Source organism: Deltaproteobacteria bacterium (assembly GCA_019308925.1).
GTDB lineage: Bacteria > Desulfobacterota > B13-G15 > B13-G15 > RBG-16-54-18 > JAFDHG01.
Window position 1 is genome coordinate 15,713 of sequence record JAFDHG010000016.1, and the last position, 17,022, is coordinate 32,734.

Annotated in this window: 15 protein-coding genes; 6 read left to right on the plus strand and 9 right to left on the minus strand. The window is 51.7% G+C overall.

The genetic code is table 11. The annotated features are described in order from the left end of the window. Nucleotides 1–78 precede the first annotated feature (78 nt). Together trmFO and JRI46_04105 are read left to right on the plus strand one after the other, a co-directional pair. A complete protein-coding gene (trmFO, locus tag JRI46_04100; GenBank protein MBW2038765.1) occupies nucleotides 79–1,389 on the plus strand; it encodes a methylenetetrahydrofolate--tRNA-(uracil(54)-C(5))-methyltransferase (FADH(2)-oxidizing) TrmFO in 1,311 nt (436 codons plus the stop codon). Next, complete coding sequence (locus JRI46_04105; protein ID MBW2038766.1) at nucleotides 1,386–2,300, plus strand: sugar phosphate isomerase/epimerase; 915 nt, start codon at nucleotides 1,386–1,388, stop codon at nucleotides 2,298–2,300. The genes trmFO and JRI46_04105 overlap by 4 nt, the downstream gene beginning before the upstream one ends. Here JRI46_04105 and JRI46_04110 read toward each other — a convergent pair. The 4 genes from JRI46_04110 to JRI46_04125 all read right to left on the minus strand — a co-directional run bounded on the left by JRI46_04110 (nucleotide 2,297) and on the right by JRI46_04125 (nucleotide 6,986). Beyond that, nucleotides 2,297–3,472, minus strand: coding sequence for a DUF1343 domain-containing protein (locus JRI46_04110; protein ID MBW2038767.1), 1,176 nt, complete (start codon nucleotides 3,470–3,472; stop codon nucleotides 2,297–2,299). The genes JRI46_04105 and JRI46_04110 overlap by 4 nt on opposite strands. Nucleotides 3,473–3,475: 3 nt before the next feature. After that, the gene (gene nagZ / locus JRI46_04115) at nucleotides 3,476–4,540 is read right to left on the minus strand and encodes a beta-N-acetylhexosaminidase (protein MBW2038768.1); all 1,065 of its coding nucleotides are present in this window, start codon (nucleotides 4,538–4,540) and stop codon (nucleotides 3,476–3,478) included. A 48-nt stretch (nucleotides 4,541–4,588) separates the two neighbouring features. Then, nucleotides 4,589–6,097, minus strand: coding sequence for a B12-binding domain-containing radical SAM protein (locus tag JRI46_04120; protein ID MBW2038769.1), 1,509 nt, complete (start codon nucleotides 6,095–6,097; stop codon nucleotides 4,589–4,591). A gap of 313 nt (nucleotides 6,098–6,410) precedes the next feature. Then, nucleotides 6,411–6,986, minus strand: a complete 576-nt coding sequence (locus tag JRI46_04125) for a DUF4412 domain-containing protein (protein ID MBW2038770.1) — start codon at nucleotides 6,984–6,986, stop codon at nucleotides 6,411–6,413. 334 nt (nucleotides 6,987–7,320) lie between these two features. On the opposite strand from JRI46_04125, the gene hemL reads away from it, so the two are divergent. Then, nucleotides 7,321–8,601, plus strand: a complete 1,281-nt coding sequence (gene hemL / locus JRI46_04130; GenBank protein MBW2038771.1) for a glutamate-1-semialdehyde 2,1-aminomutase — start codon at nucleotides 7,321–7,323, stop codon at nucleotides 8,599–8,601. Between the two features lie 10 nt (nucleotides 8,602–8,611). After that, nucleotides 8,612–10,003 carry an MmgE/PrpD family protein gene (locus JRI46_04135; protein MBW2038772.1) on the plus strand — a complete coding sequence of 464 codons (1,392 nt, stop codon included), beginning with the start codon at nucleotides 8,612–8,614 and terminating at the stop codon, nucleotides 10,001–10,003. Between the two features lie 45 nt (nucleotides 10,004–10,048). On the opposite strand, the gene JRI46_04140 is transcribed toward JRI46_04135, so the two are convergent. Continuing rightward, nucleotides 10,049–10,507: an iron-sulfur cluster assembly scaffold protein gene (locus JRI46_04140; protein ID MBW2038773.1), complete on the minus strand. Its 459-nt coding sequence runs from the start codon at nucleotides 10,505–10,507 to the stop codon at nucleotides 10,049–10,051. Between the two features lie 199 nt (nucleotides 10,508–10,706). Here JRI46_04140 and JRI46_04145 point away from each other — a divergent pair, with 199 nt between their 5' ends. Together JRI46_04145 and JRI46_04150 are read left to right on the plus strand one after the other, a co-directional pair. Continuing rightward, entirely contained in the window at nucleotides 10,707–11,888 is a 1,182-nt protein-coding gene (locus JRI46_04145) for a thiolase family protein (protein ID MBW2038774.1), read from the plus strand. Between the two features lies 1 nt (nucleotide 11,889). Continuing rightward, a complete protein-coding gene (locus tag JRI46_04150; protein MBW2038775.1) occupies nucleotides 11,890–12,303 on the plus strand; it encodes a Zn-ribbon domain-containing OB-fold protein in 414 nt (137 codons plus the stop codon). A gap of 65 nt (nucleotides 12,304–12,368) precedes the next feature. Here JRI46_04150 and JRI46_04155 read toward each other — a convergent pair whose 3' ends face one another. From JRI46_04155 to JRI46_04170, 4 genes are all read right to left on the minus strand, one after another. Beyond that, nucleotides 12,369–12,989, minus strand: coding sequence for a hypothetical protein (locus JRI46_04155; GenBank protein ID MBW2038776.1), 621 nt, complete (start codon nucleotides 12,987–12,989; stop codon nucleotides 12,369–12,371). Between the two features lie 142 nt (nucleotides 12,990–13,131). Then, entirely contained in the window at nucleotides 13,132–15,168 is a 2,037-nt protein-coding gene (locus tag JRI46_04160) for a TonB-dependent receptor (protein ID MBW2038777.1), read from the minus strand. A gap of 338 nt (nucleotides 15,169–15,506) precedes the next feature. Then, nucleotides 15,507–16,076, minus strand: a complete 570-nt coding sequence (locus JRI46_04165; GenBank protein ID MBW2038778.1) for a hypothetical protein — start codon at nucleotides 16,074–16,076, stop codon at nucleotides 15,507–15,509. Between the two features lie 4 nt (nucleotides 16,077–16,080). Beyond that, entirely contained in the window at nucleotides 16,081–16,950 is an 870-nt protein-coding gene (locus JRI46_04170; protein MBW2038779.1) for an SPASM domain-containing protein, read from the minus strand. Nucleotides 16,951–17,022 lie beyond the last annotated feature (72 nt).

The following is a 17,022-nucleotide window of genomic DNA, read 5'->3' on the forward strand; positions in this document are numbered from 1 at the left end:
CCCTCATGTAATTGGTAGAACTGAGGGGATTCAAGGATTCCAGTGGTCAAGCGAAATACCGTGAATAGGATAAAGGGAATACGTGAAGGCCGACTTCTGATCATCGGCGGAGGGTTGGCCGGGTGTGAGGCGGCTTGGCAGGCGGCGCGCAGGGGGGCAACGGTGACCCTCTATGAGATGAAGCCGAAGAGGTTCTCGGAGGCCCACCGCTCCCCCTTCTTAGGGGAGCTTGTCTGCAGCAACTCCCTCAAGTCAGATGCCCTGGACAGCGCCCCTGGCCTCCTCAAAGAGGAGATGCGCAGGTTGGGCTCTCTTATCATCTGGGCGGCGGATAACAGTAGGGTCCCTGCCGGAAGTGCCCTGGCCGTGGACAGGGAGGATTTCGCCAGCCGTATCACCCAGGCCCTGGAGGCCAGGCAGGAGGTCGAGATCATCAGACAGGAGGTGACCTCCATCCCTGAGCAGGGGGTGGTAATCATTGCCACCGGCCCCCTCACCTCCAGCGCCCTTGCTGAGGCCATTATGGGGTTGACCCATAGCCGTCACCTCTACTTCTACGACGCCATCTCCCCCATCGTAACGGCGGAGTCCATCGACTTTGAGATTGCCTTTAAGGGGTCCAGATATGGTAAGGGGGGAGATGATTACATAAACTGCCCCCTAAACAGGGAGGAATATTATCGCTTCGTGGAGGCCTTGAGAAGGGGTGAAAAGGTTTCCCTGAGGGGTTTTGAGGAGGCCATGCCCTTTGAGGGTTGCCTCCCGATCGAGGATCTGGCAGAGAGGGGAGATGATACCCTCGCCTTCGGCCCCATGAAGCCGGTGGGATTGGTAGAGCCGCGTACGGCAAGACAACCCTTTGCCGTAGTGCAGCTCAGACAGGAGAACAGAGAGGGGACCCTGCACAACATGGTGGGGTTTCAGACCAAGCTGAAGTATCATGCACAAGAAAGGATCTTTCGGCTGATACCAGGGTTGGAGAGGGCGGAATTTGTCCGTTATGGCAGCCTACATCGCAACACCTTTATCGATGCCCCCCGGCTCTTGCAGGAGACCCTGCAACTCAGGAGCGATCCCAGGGTCTTCTTCGCCGGTCAGATCAGCGGGGTGGAGGGTTATGTGGAGTCGGCGGCCATGGGGCTTTTGGCAGGGATCAACGCGGCACGTTACCTCAACAACCAGGGGATCATCACACCCCCGAGGACTACGGCCTTGGGGGCCCTGGTGGGACACATTACCAATACCTACGTCAGAGATTACCAGCCCATGAACATAAATTTCGGTCTCTTTCCTCCCCTAGCAGAGAGGGGGCGCAGAAGGGAAAAGAGGAGGCGTATGGCCGAGAGGGCCTTGAAGGACCACGAGATTTGGAAGGAGGCCATAGGGTGATCGGCTTGTCCACGGTCTGGACCTCCCGGGACGCCCAATCTGGTCAGGAACTTCTAGGGCCCATCCTCGATTTGGGATTTGAGGGGGTGGAGCTGGAATATCGCATCACGCAGCAGCTCTATGAGGAGATCCGCCCCCGCCTCAGGGCCCATGAACTGCGGGTATTGAGCATCCATAACTACTTTCCCGTCCCTGATATCCTTCCCCTTGAGCGCGCGAGCGGGGACTGCTTTTCCCTCTCATCGCTGGATAGGGAGGAGCGGGAGAAGGGGGTCTCCTACACCTCCCGCACCCTCGAGGTCGCCCACGACCTGGAGGCGCAGGCCGTGGTCCTGCACCTGGGCATGGTGGAGACGGGATTACCAAAGGACGGGTTGCAGGAGCTCTATAGGGAGGGAAGATGGGAAGGGGAAGGAGAACCGCTGCTACAGCGGGAGATGGAGGAGCGAGGTCGCCAGAGGGAACCTCATCTGGATGCCGTCTTTTTCAGCTTGGAGAGGATCTTGAAGAGGGCGGAGAGATTGGGGGTGACCCTGGGGATAGAAAACCGCTACTACCTTCAGGAGATACCCGATAAGGAGGAGATAGGGATCATCCTTGAGCAGTTCTGCGGCGGCCCCATCGGCTACTGGCACGATACCGGCCATGCCGCCACCTTGGAGACCTTGGGGATACTGGGGCATGAAGAGCTCTTGCAGTTATATGCCCCCAGGTTGGTGGGGGTCCACCTGCATGACGCCCTTGGGGTAGACGATCATAGACCACCAGGGGAGGGGGAGATCGACTTTGGGATGGTGAAGGGGTATCTCCCGGATGGTGCGATAAAGATCATGGAGATCCATCCTCAGGCGACAGGAGAGGAGGTTCTGAAGGGGCTGGCATTTCTGAAGGAGAAAAGGATAGGGCCTTAATAGAGAAGATACTTCTCCCTTATCGTCATAAAACCATCCAGCCCCTTCGCCCAGGTGCTCTCCATCTCATCCAGGTCTCTTCCCCCCTCTAACCCCTTACGGATATCCTCATCGCCGGTGATGATATCAAATGGTAGCCTGACAGATTCATACTCATAAGGAGGGGGACGCCAGGCGAACTCTTCAGGCCATCTCTTTATGACCTCCTGGATGATGGCGAGTGCCGTATAGTATGGCTTAAAGGCCTCAGGGTCGGTCACATGCAACTGGAGCCCCTGGCAGGGTTGTCCCCTCCATTTGTCGAACTGGGGGATAAAGGAGATCTCCCTGAAGATCACTCCAGCAAGTCCCCTTCTCTCCAACCCCTGCTTCAGAGGGCGGGGGTCTATATAGGGGGCCCCAAAGAACTCGAAGGGCTTGGTGGTCCCCCTCCCTTCCGATAGATTGGTTCCCTCCAAGAGGACCTGGCCGGGGTACACCATGGCGGTATTGGGTGCCGGGATGTTGGGGGATGGGTTTACCCAAGGTAGTCCGGTATGGGAGAAGAGATACTCCCTTTTGTAACCCTCCATGGTTATTACCTCTATTTCCGCCCCTATCTTATTTTCCCCGTTGAAGAAGAGGGCCAATTCCCCCATGGTCATACCGTGACGCATGGGCAGGGGGCAGTAGCCAACAAAGGAACGAAGTTCTTCCCTGAGGAGGTTCCCCTCCACCTGCTCTCCCCCGATGGGGTTGGGACGATCCAATACGATCGCCCTCTTCCCATACTTGGCAGCTGCCTCCAGGCAGAGGCCCATGGTGGTGGCAAATGTGTAGATCCTGGCCCCTACATCCTGCAGATCGACGAGCAGACAATCGATCTTTTCCAGCATCTCCTCAGTAGGGGTCCGGGTGCGGGAGGAATAGAGGCTGTAGATGGGGATCTTCAGATGAGGATCGACCTCGTCCTCTGTCTCGACCATGTTGGCCTGGGCCTCCCCCCTGATCCCATGCTGGGGGGCAAAGAGGGCCCTGAGATTCCTCCCCGCCAGCTCAGCCAAGACCTCCTTGGTGTGCCTGAAGGATGGGTCAACAGAGGCCTGGTTGACCAAGAGGCCGATCCTCGCCTTCTGCAACCAAGGGGGGGTATGGTCTCTAAACCTCTCAATCCCCAGGATCACCCTCTTCATGCTTCACCCCTGGAAGAGTTCCTGGGAGAAGGCTAGATCCTCCTCTTGCCTCAGCTCCCTCAAGTCTCCGGAGCCTCTATAGGGATATTGCTCCTTTAGCCTCAAGATCCGGTATACGGCCTCAGCGGCCCTCGCTTGGGGGATTTCCCCTGTAGCAACCCCCCTCTCTAAGGTCTCCAGGAGCCCATCGACCTCTTCCCCACCCACTAATAAAAGGTCCACGCCCGCCTTCAGGGCCTCGACACCCCTTTGCTCCAAGGGCCCCCATTGGGAGAGGGCCCCCATGAGAAGGTCGTCGGAGATCACCACACCCTCAAATCCGAGGTCCTGGCGCAGCAGGCCCTGAATGATGGGGGGGGACAGGGTGGTTGGGCGCTCGGGGTCTAGAGCAGGGCAGAGGAGGTGTCCGGTCATGATTGCGGCCACACCTGAGCGGGCAGCCCTCTGGAAGGGGATCAGCTCGGCCCCTTCCATCTCTTCCCTGGATCTCTCAAGAGTGGGGAGCGCTTGGTGGCTGTCCGTTTCAGTGGCCCCGTGGCCCGGAAAATGCTTGGCGCAGGCAGCCACCCCTTCCCCCTGGAGCCCCTCGATATAGGCGGCCACCATTGTGCCCACCAACTGGGGATCTTTGCCGAAGCTTCTGGTGCCGATTACTCGATTTTGCGGGTGTAGAAGGATATCAGCCACCGGGGCCAAATTCATGTTGATCCCTATTAAGGCCAGCTCCCTCCCGGTGATCCGTGCCGCCCTGCGCACCAGATCCGAATCCCCTATTCTGCCCATTGCCCAAGGGCTGGGGAGGGGGATGACCCCTTCTTTGATCCTGGTTACCGGGCCGTGCTCTTGATCAATGGCCACCGACAATGGTATTTTCAGCCCCCTGGAGAGGGCGGCCTCCTGAAGTTCCCGGATCAGCTCAGCCACCTGAGATGGATTGTGACAGTTGCGGGCGTAGAGGATGATCCCCCCTACTCCCCTTTCGATAAGTCTTTTGACCTCTTTCGAGGGGATGAGTCCATCGATCCCCATCATCACCACCTGGGCGATCTTGCCCCTCAACTCATCCATTTTGTCCCCAGGGTATAGTCTCTTTCGGACCGATGAAATGGGAAGACCTTATGCGAGCCCCTTCTCCTTGGACACCCACAAGAGCCCCTCGAAGATCTTTCTGAAGTGGAATCCATAGATGGCGAAGGTAACGGCCAGGGGGAAGGATCGTGGATGCCTAACCAGTGTCCAAAATAGGAGTCTCCAATAATAAAATCTCTCCCTTCCCTCTATCCCCAAGAGCCACATGGACCTCAAAAATGCCTTGAGGTAGGCAAAACTAAAAGAGGAAGGCTGTTTGTTGGAAGGCCTATATTCATGGAGAAAGGTCTTGATCCTCCTATAATAATGTCTCGGGGAATAGATGGTCTTCATGATTTTTTTGTAGCCATCGACGAGCGTTTCGTAACCCATCTTGGGGACGAAGTTTATGGAGCAGTCGGTGTTATCACCCGAGATTTCATGCAACAGACGATCCTCTTTTCGCAGGCGTTTATAGAGGCGGGTCCCACGCGGGGCATTGAGCAGACCCACCATGGCAGTGACAATCCCACTCTTTTGTATAAAATTGATCTGTCTCTCAAAGATGGAAGGGGGGTCGTGGTCGAAACCCACGATAAATCCCCCTGTTACCTGAAGGCCGTGCTGCTGGATCTTTTTTACACAGGCCACCAAGTCCCTGTTTCTGTTCTGAAGCTTACTGCATTCGACCAAACTCTCTTCATAAGGGGTCTCAATACCGACAAATACCGTGTCGAACCCCGCCTCCACCATCAATCTCATGAGCTCTTCGTCGTCAGACAGGTCTATGGATGCCTCGGTGAAGAGCGAAAAGGGATAATTCTTTTCCTTCATCCAATCAATTATGGCCGGCAGGATCTCCGCCTTTAACTTCTTCTTGTTCCCGATGAAATTATCGTCAACAAAGAATACCCCTCCTCTCCAGCCATGGTCATACAGACTGTTTAACTCAACCACTATCTGTCCCTTGTCCTTTGTCCGGGGTACCCGTCCGTTCAACACGATGATGTCGCAGAACTCGCAGTTGAAGGGGCAACCCCGGGAATATTGGATGTTCATGGCGGCGTATGCTTTCATCTCGAGGAGTCCCCACAGTGGAGGAGGGGTCTCTTTTAGATCCGGCCATTCACGGGTGGTGTATATATGTCGGGCATATCCATTCTTTAGGTCTTTCAAAAATGGAGGAAGGGTTTTCTCGGCCTCGTTGAGGACCAGGTGATCTACATCCTCAAACTCCTCGCGCTCGGCAGTGAAGAGGGGACCCCCCGCCACTGTCTTGACCCCCATCCTTTTGCATCTGTTGATCACCTCTCTTGCCGACTCCCTCTGGACGGCCATGGCGCTGATGAAGACATAGTCAGCCCATTGGAGGGCCTCATCGCTTAAGGGCCTTACGTTCATATCTATAAGCTTCTTTTTCCACTCCCTGGGGAGCATGGCGGCTACAGTAAGCAGTCCCAGAGGGGGGAAGGATGCCTTTTTAGAGATGAACTTCAGGGCATGTTTGAAGCTCCAGAAGGTGTCGGGGTACTTTGGATAAATCAAAAGAATCTTCATCATTGATCCCTTTTTCACCTTCCTAATGGATGAAAAAGATAGGTATCTCAGATGAACCGATATCCAAAAAGGGAGGTCTTTTTATTTTGATGTTAACTATACACTAATTACGATTTATATACAATAAATTTTTTTCTTTATAAACTAAACCCCGAATATCAACAAGATTCAAGAAGGAAAATATTTTTCTCCCCTCAGTGAAGGAAGATTGGACGGGAGTGAAATAAGATTCAGATTCCTTACATATTGCAAAAACACCTTTGGACGACAATCCATCAAGACCTAAGCCCAAAGGCATAAACTAATTATCAACCTACATTGAAAGCTTTCTATATCCTGCCGGTATCTCAAATAAAGAATCTAGGACCTTCTTTTCTTTTATGTTTTTGTACTCAGTAAACATGTAATGGGATGGTGCTTTATGTTCTGCTTTAATTGGATAGTTGAGCTTTTTCGAAAACCATTGGGTCACAGTGCCCGTAGATTTATCATGGTAGATATACTGATATTTTTCGCAAACATATCCGCTTACTTTTTCTTTGCCGAGATATCTTTTTTCGGCCATGTCCTTTATTTTCTGTTCTATTTTAGGGTCATTCGCTGCACCCCCGAGACTCGACATCTCCATGTAGATCTTCTCCTCCGGCATCAGGTTCCAGACAACATTTTTGTCCATCCGTAAAATTATCACTTGTTTTTCCCCTCTTTGTAAAAATTCTTGTCTTATCTTGTCTCCTTTAACATAGACTTTGCCTGTGAGTGTCTCTCCACGCTGTTTTAGGATCATGTCTGCAGAAAATTCGACGGCAATGCTCGAGCTGGAAAAGACAAAAATACCAATAACAACTGCTAATAAAATGCCTAAACTTGAAAGTATTCTTTTTTTCATCTTCATCCCTCCTTTTATTTGTTATTTCTCATTACCCTCCTTATCAGCTTTCAATCCCTCTTTTTCTCCCATCAAAATACCTCTCTACAATGTCTTTACTTTTTCGAAATCCTTTTATTGCAGCATCTTAGGTAAGAAGAGATTAGTATGTCAAGAAAATTTCTGTACAGCTAGCCGGCTTCTGAAAAAAGAAAGGGGCTTACAAAACCACATGGAGGCCATTTTTCTCCTTTTGCCATTGATGGATTTTCGCTAACGTGGTAGATTACGTAGGCCACCCTGAGGATGGAGGGGGGTGGTTTTGCGTCGCTTGAGGTAAAAGGGGGATCGAAGGATGGAGGATTCGGAAAGGCTCTTCCAGGAGGCTAAGAGATATATCCCAGGTGGTGTGAACAGCCCAGTGCGAGCCTTCCGGGCAGTGAGGGGCACTCCCCTCTTCATCCAGCGGGCCCAGGGGTCAAAGATCTGGGATGTGGATGGAAGGGAATATATCGATTACGTGGCCTCTTGGGGTCCCATGATCCTGGGACATGCCCACCCCCGGGTGGTGGAGGCCCTTCAGCTTGCTGCTGGGAGGGGAACCAGCTACGGGGCCCCCACAGCCTTGGAGGTGGAGCTCGCCTCCCTCGTTGTGGAGGCGGTCCCCTCAGTGGAAATGGTGCGGATGGTCAACTCCGGGACCGAGGCGGTGATGAGCGCCATTCGCTTGGCCAGGGGTTATACAAAGAGGGATAAAGTCATCAAGTTCGAGGGTTGCTACCACGGTCACTCCGATGGCCTCTTGGTGCGGGCAGGCTCTGGAGCTACTACCTTTGGGATGCCGGACAGCCCCGGGGTTCCAGATGATTATGCGCGCAATACACTGCTTGCCCCCTTCAATGACCTGGATGCAGTCAAGGGGTTGGTGCTGGCCAACTCCGGCCAGATCGCCTGCATTATCCTGGAGCCCATTGCCGGGAACATGGGGGTGATCCCCCCACAGGAGGGGTTTCTCGAGGGGTTGAGGAAACTGTGTGATGAAGAGGGAATCGTCTTGATCTTTGACGAGGTAATCACCGGTTTTCGGGTGGGGTGGTCTGGAGCCCAAGGGCTCTATGGTGTGATGCCAGAGCTCACCTGCCTCGGAAAGATCATCGGCGGTGGACTGCCAGTGGGGGCCTTCGGCGGGAAGAAGGAGATTATGGAGGAGCTGGCCCCGGCAGGGGGGATCTATCAGGCCGGGACCCTCTCTGGAAACCCCCTGGCTATGACCGCGGGGATAGAGACCTTGAAGCTTCTGAGGGAGGAGGGGACCTATCGACGTCTAGAGGAGAAGGCCTCTTACCTCTGCACTGAGGCCGATAAGATCGCCCACACGGCAGGTGCCCCGACCTCGTTCACCAGGGTGGATTCCATGTTCTGCACCTTCTTCACCTCCGGGCCGGTAATGGACTACGCCTCGGCAAAAAGGAGCGACACCGAGGCCTTTCGGCGCTACTTCTGGGCCCTTTTAGAGCAGGGGATCTACATCGCCCCTTCCCAGTTTGAGGCGGGTTTTCTCTCCCTGGCCCACACCGACGAGGACATTGAGAAGACCCTCTCTGCCCTTCATCGTGCCTTTCGAGCCGCCTGTTAGGACAGAACTCATGACTATAACCAGAGAGATCGCCCGCTTTGCAACCGAATTGAAATATGAGGACTTGCCCCTTGAGGTAGTAAATGAAATCAAGAGGCTCATGCTCGACTCCCTTGGGTGTGCCTTGGGTGGTTTAAGAACGGAAAAGGGTAAGATCGCTGTAAGGTTGGCAAGATGTCTAGGAGGGCCATCAGAGGCCACCATCGTGGGCACAATGGATAAGGTATCAGTGGCTGCCTCTTCTTTTGCCACTGGAGAGTTGATCAATGCCCTCGATTACGAGGCCCTCCTCTCTCCACCTGACCATGCTACCCCTTATGTAATGGCGGCCCCTTTAGCCATCGGGGAAATGAAGGGGATATCGGGTAAGGAGCTAATCGTGGCCATTGCCCTGGCCCATGAGCTGGCGACAAGGATAGGTTCAAGCCTGATATTTGGCAATAGATTCGCCGTAGAGCTCCCGGAAAGGGAGATGGTGATGTCCCTTCCTACACCTGGATATGGCCTGTGTGCATTTGGAGGGGTAGCTGGTGCTGGCAGACTTTTGGGCCTCAATGCCGAAAGGATGGCCCATGCCATGGGGATAGCCGGCTACACAGCTCCTGTGCCCATGCTGATGAAGTTTGCCTTCACCCTTCCTTCCTCCATGTCCAAGTACCTCGCAGCGGGGTTCTTGTCCCAGGCAGAGGTCATAGCAGTCCTTTTGGCTGAAATGGGCTACACAGGGGACAAAGAGGTCCTAGAAGGTAACTATGGTTTCTGGAGGGGCTTTGGGTGCGATGGATGGATGCCAGAATCTATAACAGAGGGATTGGGAGAAAAGTGGTATTTCCCTTATAGGATCTTCTATAAGACATTCCCCTGCTGTGGGGCAATGCAGAATGCCCTTGCCCACTTCCAAAAGATTATCATTGAAAATGGTCTCCAGCCTGATGAGATAGGGGAGGTGAGGGTAAGGCTCAATCCTCTGGCTGAACTTCCTTTGTGGCGGACTACTCAGATAGAGACACACATCGAGGCCCAGTTTAGTGTGCCCTATGTCTTTGCCGTCATGGCCCATGGGATTGAGATAGGTCCCTCTTGGCAGGCACAGGAGACCTTCAGGGACTCCAAGATCATCGAATTCATGAGAAGGGTCAAAATCCTCACCGCTATGGATGGTGATGCTAGAGAGAGGCCTGATGTTGAAGTGATGGTTCATAAGGGGGCAACACGGAAGGTATACTCCCAAAGGGGCCTTGCATTGAGAGATAAGATGACAGATGCGGAGCTCATAGAGAAATTCAAGCACAATGTCCGTACGCTCTTGGAGGAGGAGAGGGCCAATAAAGTCATCGATGACCTCCAGCGATTGGAGGACCTTCCAGACATCTCAGGGCTTTTGCAGTCGGGTTCGTACTAAGATAAACAAAAAGGGTGAAAGCAAGCAGATTCCTACCCTCTTTACTTACTGATCATCTCTTCTCTGATAGGCCCTTTTCCAGGGGTCTCTGATATAAGCAAAAAAATCATTAATTGCCATCTTTAAGGCACTTGCTGCCAAGGCCGCACAATGAAGACTTTCCTCAGGCAAACCTCCCAAGACATTTAGCACATCGTCTGAGGAAATCCTTAAGGCCTCCCGGACCTCTTTTCCTTTAGCTAATTCAGTAATCATACTGCCTGTTGCTAACGTGGTTCCACAGCCATTGGTCAAAAAGGTAGCCTCTGCAATCGTACCGTCTTTTACCTTCAGCCATATCTTCATGGTATCTCCACACGGACCGGTGAAGGTACCGATGCCATCAGCATTGGTGATCTGCCCTACATTTCTGGGATTCAGGGCGTGATCGATAACTGTTTCACTATACCCCTTCCACAGATCTCTCTGAATCTCCACTATGACTTTATCTAATTCCGATGACATATAACTTTTTCCTTTTAGACCTTCGAGACTTTTTATAATATATTCATGTGAAACCCTTTTGTCCAGAGGAAGGGAGAATACCCTCAGGAGCCGTAGACTCATCACGACAATAATCTAACATTTAATTGAGAAATGATTGCATATCTCATCAAAAAGATTTAATTTGTCTTGACCAAAATTACGGGAGAGTGATTATCATATGGGCCTTAAAAAGCTAAAGGATAAGTATGCAATTGTAGGGGTGGGGTACACCCCTCAGGAGGAGGTCGCCGATCGAACAGCATTGAGCTTTTACATCGAGGCCTGTGCCAATGCCATAAAGGATGCCGGCCTAAAAAAGGAGGATATAGATGGGCTCATATGCTACAGACACTTTGAGCCCCTCGGAAACGATGTGGAGGTCACCCCCTACCTCGTGGCCCAACTGCTCGGGATAAGACCAAAGGTCCTTGCCCAGGAGGCGAACTGTGCTAGAAATCAGATGCTGCATGCAATAGGTCTTATAGAGATGGGGTTTTGCAACTACGTACTTATCGCCTATGGCGACAATGCCTACTCCGGTAGGAGAACCTTCATGAAGGAGGCAACCCATGGCGAACCTGTGGCTGACAATGCAGCTTTTGGTGAATTTGGTCTAATTGCCAACTATGCCATGGCCGCCCGCAGGGCAATGCATCTGTTCGGAACGGGGCCGCAGACTTGGAAGGAAATTGCCGTAAGCCAGAGAAAGTGGGCTAACCTAAATCCGAAGGCCATGATGCATGATCGACCCCTCAGCTACGAAGAATATATGGCTGCAAGCTGGGTAGTTGAACCGTTCAGGATCTACGACGCATGTCTTATAAGCGATGGAGGCAGGGCATATATCGTTACTTCAACCGAGAGGGCAAAGGATCTGAGAAACCCTCCAGTAGTTATTATGGGTATTGGGCAGTCCAATCCATCCGTCGATGTACATCAGTCTGACTTTATGGCAGGCCCTACGGGAGCGAAAATAGCGGGTGAGATCGCCTTTGAGATGGCGGGGATCACCGTAGATGAAATAGATGCCTGCGAGATATACGACTGTTTCACATATACGGTGGAGATCACTCTACAAGACTACGGCTTTTTCGGCCCGGGAGAGGGGAAAGATTGGTTCAAGGACGGAAGGACCGCCCCGGGAGGAGAGATACCTGTGAATACATCCGGGGGGCTCCTATCCGAGGCCTATTTTATGGGCCTTACCCCCTTAACAGAGGGGGTGATGCAATTGATGGGACGCTGCGGGCAAAGACAGCTTGGACCCACAACGGGGACGAAAGAACCCCAGATAATCCTTTGTAGCGATAACGGGGGCGTGTTTCAAAGCCATTGCGCAATTATATTAAGGAGACTCTAATATGGGATATAAAAAGCCTCTGCCCAAACCCAACGCAGACACAAGACCCTTCTGGGAGGGGTGTAAAGCGCACCAGCTCAGATTCCAGAAATGCAGCCAGTGCGGGCACCTGAGGTGGCCCCCCTCAGTCATATGTCCTATCTGCCATTCATCCCAAACGCAGTGGGTGGTCGCAAGCGGGAAGGGCCGTGTCTATAGCTTTGCGGTCTACCACGTCGCCTTTCACCCGGCCTTTGAAGATGAGATCCCATATGTGACGGCCGTTGTGGAGCTTTCAGAAGGACCCTGTATCCTCACAAATATCGTCGGATGTAGCCCCCCAGAGGTGCGGTGTGACATGCCCGTAGAAGTTGTTTGGGACGATGTCACCGATGAATTCAGCCTCCCGAAATTCAGACCGGCCTCAGGCACGTAATTTGAGAAAGGGGATGCAGCGGAGTCAGGATTTGTACAGTTGGGGAAAGCTTCATCAAGCTAATCTCAGTTGTTCTCCATCATCCCGGTCTCTTTATGGAAACATTCATAGCAGATGGTCTTGCCCCTGGCCCGAGTTGTATTGCTTCTCAACACCATGTCCCCACATATTTCGCACCGAAGCAAACCCGTTACTATCTCCCTCTTTACAGGGTTCAGCTTCACTTCCCTGTACGTGAAGATGTCTTCGTTCGTCGCTGAAAGGAGCTGGTTGACCCTTTCATCGATCATCCCTTGATAAAGGACAGACTCCTTTGGGTTTGAAGGGTGGCGACTCACTATCTCCTCCAGGGCGTTGTATTCTTCACTGCTTTGAAGGTTATGATTCTTTAACGATATCTCGACGCCTTCGCCGGTGGTCTCGAAGATAAACAGGTATCTGTGTTTTCCCCAGTCTATAATTTGAAGTGCCCTGTTTCCTGTGGTGCAGCCTGTCAAAGTCTGTATAGCGTCTATAGCACTTGTTGAGTTATACGCTACAACGACAATGCCCTCCTTCTTTATCCTCTCTCTCCCGAGTATCTTCTCTGCCAGTTCACACGCCCTGCATCCTATGACTAGGTCCGGGCATAGATGACCATGGAAATCAGAGGCTCTTTTCAGATTGATGGGTACAATGAAAAACATAGGCTAAACCTCCTTGTTACTTTATCCCTGCCGAAGTTACCAAATGCCTGTTTTATTTCCCCCATCTCAAATCTATCACCTCCTTTCTCAGAGCTTCAAAAAAACGAGAAGGCATGGTTGTCTTTTGGTCAGGCCTCGCCCTTCAGAATTTCAATGTTACACCTCCCATGACTGTAAATCTGGGGGCTTCGCTATCTAAATATTCTTCGTAGTGCTCATCAAAGAGGTTCATGAAATCCAGGGATAATTCTATGTGTTTGAAGATCTTCCTCGAAAGCTTAACGTCGACCACGAAGTGGTCATCTAACTTCCCTGCGTATGTGTTCTCAGCGTCAGTATACATATCACCGATATACCTTCCCACAATCTCTGCCCGGCATATCTTTGGATGGGAGAAGGAGATACCCACGTTGCATTTAATACGGGGGGTGTATTCCAAATCATTTCCCTCCAGGGTCGGATTAGGGTCAAATTCCTTGATCTTTGAGCGGTTCCAGGTGATGTTGAAGAAGGTAGACAACCAAGAAAAGATGCGGTAATCTACCTCCATCTCTGTTCCATAGATCTCCACCTTTCCTACATTCTTCCGCTGGTAGAGGTCACGACCAGTACCAGGATCGATCCCGATCCTTATAGAGTAGAAGAAATCCTCGGCGTCTGTGTAGTAGCCTGAAAGTCTTGCCACCAAATCCTTGGTGAAGTAATGCTCGATACCTGCCTCATAGGTGATAAGCCTTTCCGGATCAAGTTCTGGGTTGGCTGCATATATCCTTCCTCGAAAGATGCCGCTCCTGTAAAGGTCGTCAAGGATAGGCGCTCTGAAGGCCTTGCCTACTGAAGCCCTAACCGAGGTGGCATCGCTCAAGCGATAGAGGAGGCCAACCCTGGGGCTGAACTCTCCCCAGCTTTTATCTCTATGGTCCCTGCTTTGCAAGAAGCCAGAGGAGTCGTAAAAGGAGCCATCGTAACTCTTGACCCAATCATAGCGTGCCCCTATGTTCAGGACGAGTTTCTCTTTTATCGTGATTTCATCGTTGAAGAAGAAGGAAAAAGATAGCTGTTTCCCTTTGTTTTTCACATCCTTATCGCTTGGAGCATCTTTTTCTAGGATATAGTCATCCTTTCCATCTACGCTGCCGTATTTATTGTCGACTCCAAGTGTCAAAATGCTCCACGAAAATAGAGGAAAGGTCGTCTGAATCGTTCCCCCTGCGTCCACCCTTTCCACGTCTACTTTATACCAGGTATATTTGCCTTTCCTTAGGCGCTCCCTATTCCAGAAGTAGTCCTCCTGGTTGTAGAAGCCTTTGACCAGCCATTCAAACTGTCCTAAGGTCAATTCGTAGGTAAGGTTTACTCCATTGGTATCCCAAGAGCGGTAAACTCCATCCGGGTGACGATATCTCTCTCCCTCTCCCCTTTTGTCTTCAAAGTGAAGGTATCCCAGAGTAACGGAGGACTGATCGGTGAGGTCATAGCTGAACTTAGTCCAGAGATGGTCCTCTTTGAGATCTCTTTTGATGTCATAAGGGGTGCGATCCTCTCGAGGGGTTGGATTGTAGCCATCACTCTCTAGGTGATCGTATGAGAGATAATAGCCGAAGTTTTTGAGCTTTCCATTGAGAGTAGTCCCGACGTTCCAAGTGTTCCAGGTCCCGTAGCGGCTGCTTAGGGCGAAGCTTACGGGTTTCTCTACAGGTTTTCTCGTGATGATATTGATCACCCCTCCCATGGCATTTGAGCCATAGAGGGCAGAGGCAGGTCCCCTGACGATCTCTATGCGTTCGATGTCCTCGGCCCGGAGGAGGTTCCAGTTGACCGATCCTGTGTCGGCCTTGTTCATGGGATGGCCGTCAAGCAGAATCAGGGTTCGCCCAGGCATATCCCCCATACCCCGCATGGAGACCGTGGAGCGACCAACAATCCCTGAGGGCCTTCTTATGTCGATCCCAGCGTACTTCCTGAGGATGTGGTCCACCCTCAAATTGTTTGAGGCCTCGATTTGCTCCCTTGTTATCACAGTCACACTAGCCGGAATTTCCTCAAGGGGTGTCTTATGCCTTGTGGCGGTGACCACTATCTCCTCCAGCTCTATTTCTTCCTCTACCTCCTCAGCGGCTCCTATAATGGGCCACAGTAAAAGGCACATCATTGCACAAATTAACACTATCCTCTTCATTTCTCCCTCCTTGTCATCCACCCCCTTTTATGCAAAAATATGTCGGGGGCTGTGGTCTTTGCTGCAGCTCCTGGGGCAGGTCAGGTGCCTCACCAGTGCTTGGGCCTGCCCCCTTTATTTCCCCCATCTCAATCTCCTCACCCCCTTTCTCAGAATTTCAAAAAGCAAAAAGGCCACGAATGCCTCCGGCTTCTGCCGCTGCAAGACCTTCGTGGCCTTTATTTTCCCTTTAAAAATCTAGTTAAGCCTTATAGACCCTTCATGGACCTTGATGCTTTTCTTATACTACCCTGTTCCCCTTTGTCAATCCCCTGTAAGGGGCTAAAACCTCTCTGAATTTACCCCCTATACGGCCTTTTCATCATTGCGCTTCCACCGACAAGTCCTCCCACAAACCGGGCAAGTAAAACTCCCACTGCCCCAGAAAGGAAGGAGGCAAACAGGAGCAAAGGGGCAAATTTCGCCGGAGCCCACACATGGAGGTGAAGACCTAAGGCAAGCCAGGTTATCCCCAGACAGAAGAGGTTCCCCAGGCCACCCCCCACCACTTCCCATCTCCCCTGAATAAGCTCCACCCAGAACCCGAGGGCAAAAAGGGCCAGGATGCCATAAATGCTGAACCAGGAAGGAGAGACCACCCCATACCAAGGTCTTAAGAAAAGACAAAAGGAGGCAAGGAGCACAGCTATTATAAGCCCTGCGTATCTCTTGCCGGTGAGTCTACGGCCCAAAGAGACCCACACCACAAAGATGAACCCGCCCAAAAGCGCCATCCCTGCTGCAGGTCCGGGGATGTTAAGTCCCTCGGCCAGGGCCTTCACCGGAAGGTAAACGTTCACCAGGGCACCACAAAGCGCAAGGAGCACGATCACTAGCCATTCATAAAGGCTGAAATAAGAGCCCTTCATCCTCTCACCACCTACATCTACTGCATATGGGGTGTTGTTTCATCTTTTTGACGAAACTGCCGTATACCTCGGAGCGCAGAACTCTCTCCACCCCCTCTTCAAAGGCATCTCCGAGATGATCTTCGAGGAGATAGGTGCAAGGTGTAACCTTTCCATCCACTGTTACGAAGATACTGCGCCTGACAATGCGACAGGGGTAGGAATGTCTCTCAGGAAGGTACAATTCTATTTTCAGTGATCTAGTAATCCCTTTTATCTCTTTAAAAAGTTTCTTTTCCTCTTCTTCAGAGAGACATTTTGCATCTGAGTCCACTCCGTAGACATTGAAAAGCCTGTGGAGTATTATGGCATCTATTCTCATCTCCGAGGCAAGTTTTATCATCTCCGGAATTTGATCTCGGTTGCCCTGATAAATGGTGATGTCGAAATAGATCTTAGGCCTTTTGAAATGCCCTTTTTCCCTCTGCGCCACAAGCCCTTCAACCTGAGGCGAAACCTCAGATAACAACTTCTTATCATATATCCCGAAGGCAATCTCCCTTAACCTGCTCCGGAATATCTCGTCCAACCGCTTTTCCACCAGCGTCCCGTTCGTGGTAAGATTCGTATGTACGCCCCTTGACTCCGCATATTCCACCATTTCAAAGAGCTCCTGATGGAGTAAAGGCTCTCCCCATCCGTGCAACCCAACATAGCGGAAGCTGCCCGGATCGAGCATCCCTTTGAAATCACCCAGGGAGAGGAACTTATTCGGTCTTTCCAACCCCCGTCTCAGACATATTGTACAGTTAAGATTGCAGGCAGTTGTTACCTCAACCTGAAGGGTAGTATTTGAGTCAATCCCATTTTTAGTTGAAATTCTGTAGCGGCCCATCTTTTCCATTACGCAGCTACTACCTCCTGCACCTCTATCCCAAGCTCCTGCTGGATCGCTTTCCTTAATGCA

Excerpts from the sequence above, each read along its gene's own strand:
- JRI46_04110 (MBW2038767.1), bottom strand. The coding sequence starts at position 3,472 with ATGAAGAGGGTGATCCTGGGGATTGAGAGGTTTAGAGACCATACCCCC.
- nagZ (MBW2038768.1), bottom strand. The coding sequence starts at position 4,540 with ATGGATGAGTTGAGGGGCAAGATCGCCCAGGTGGTGATGATGGGGATC.
- JRI46_04120 (MBW2038769.1), bottom strand. The coding sequence starts at position 6,097 with ATGAAGATTCTTTTGATTTATCCAAAGTACCCCGACACCTTCTGGAGC.
- JRI46_04125 (MBW2038770.1), bottom strand. The coding sequence starts at position 6,986 with ATGAAAAAAAGAATACTTTCAAGTTTAGGCATTTTATTAGCAGTTGTT.
- hemL (MBW2038771.1), top strand. The coding sequence starts at position 7,321 with ATGGAGGATTCGGAAAGGCTCTTCCAGGAGGCTAAGAGATATATCCCA.
- JRI46_04135 (MBW2038772.1), top strand. The coding sequence starts at position 8,612 with ATGACTATAACCAGAGAGATCGCCCGCTTTGCAACCGAATTGAAATAT.
- JRI46_04140 (MBW2038773.1), bottom strand. The coding sequence starts at position 10,507 with ATGTCATCGGAATTAGATAAAGTCATAGTGGAGATTCAGAGAGATCTG.
- JRI46_04145 (MBW2038774.1), top strand. The coding sequence starts at position 10,707 with ATGGGCCTTAAAAAGCTAAAGGATAAGTATGCAATTGTAGGGGTGGGG.
- JRI46_04150 (MBW2038775.1), top strand. The coding sequence starts at position 11,890 with ATGGGATATAAAAAGCCTCTGCCCAAACCCAACGCAGACACAAGACCC.
- JRI46_04155 (MBW2038776.1), bottom strand. The coding sequence starts at position 12,989 with ATGTTTTTCATTGTACCCATCAATCTGAAAAGAGCCTCTGATTTCCAT.
- JRI46_04160 (MBW2038777.1), bottom strand. The coding sequence starts at position 15,168 with ATGAAGAGGATAGTGTTAATTTGTGCAATGATGTGCCTTTTACTGTGG.
- JRI46_04165 (MBW2038778.1), bottom strand. The coding sequence starts at position 16,076 with ATGAAGGGCTCTTATTTCAGCCTTTATGAATGGCTAGTGATCGTGCTC.
- JRI46_04170 (MBW2038779.1), bottom strand. The coding sequence starts at position 16,950 with ATGGGCCGCTACAGAATTTCAACTAAAAATGGGATTGACTCAAATACT.